The organism is Vibrio eleionomae (assembly GCF_009874545.1).
Taxonomy (GTDB): Bacteria; Pseudomonadota; Gammaproteobacteria; order Enterobacterales; family Vibrionaceae; genus Vibrio; species Vibrio nitrifigilis.
Genome location: NZ_WEKT01000123.1, coordinates 1 through 670 on the forward strand (window position 1 = coordinate 1; position 670 = coordinate 670).

Below are 670 nucleotides of genomic sequence, written 5' to 3' on the forward strand. Positions count from 1 at the left end.
GCGTAGCGGTAACAACAAAGAATTTGCTTGGCGACCATAGCATTTTGGACCCACCTGATCCCATGCCGAACTCAGAAGTGAAACGAAATCGCGCCGATGGTAGTGTGGGGCTTCCCCATGTGAGAGTAGGTCATCGCCAGGCTTTAAATTCCACTTGCTTNCAAAGTAAGCAAGTCACCATAAAGCTTTAAAAAAGATTAAAGTTTTATGTTGACTTTCAAAGTGGGTAGCGTAATATACGCGTCCTGCCTAAGTGCTAACGCACTGAAAGCAAAGCTCTTTAACAATTTAAACCTATCAATCTGTGTGGGCACTCGTTGATGATAATCAAATGAGAAACTTCGGTTTCCAATTGGTTTCAATGAACTGAGTGACCAATCAAGTCGAAAGACTTGGCACAGTCAATTTATTCAGTATTCATTGAGCCACAAAAAANNTTTAATTGAAGAGTTTGATCATGGCTCAGATTGAACGCTGGCGGCAGGCCTAACACATGCAAGTCGAGCGGCAGCGACATAAACAAACCTTCGGGGGCGTCTATGGGCGGCGAGCGGCGGACGGGTGAGTAATGCCTGGGAAATTGCCCTGATGTGGGGGATAACCATTGGAAACGATGGCTAATACCGCATAATAGCTTCGGCTCAAAGAGGGGGACCTTCGGGCCTCTCGC

At 46.3% G+C, this 670-nt stretch carries 2 rRNA genes; both read left to right on the forward strand.

Annotated features, from left to right (window positions below):
* Window positions 1–26 precede the first annotated feature (26 nt).
* A 5S ribosomal RNA gene (gene rrf, locus F9817_RS23720) occupies window positions 27–142 on the forward strand.
* Between the two features lie 297 nt (window positions 143–439).
* Window positions 440–670: ribosomal RNA gene (locus F9817_RS23725) — 16S ribosomal RNA — on the forward strand; the annotation flags it as partial.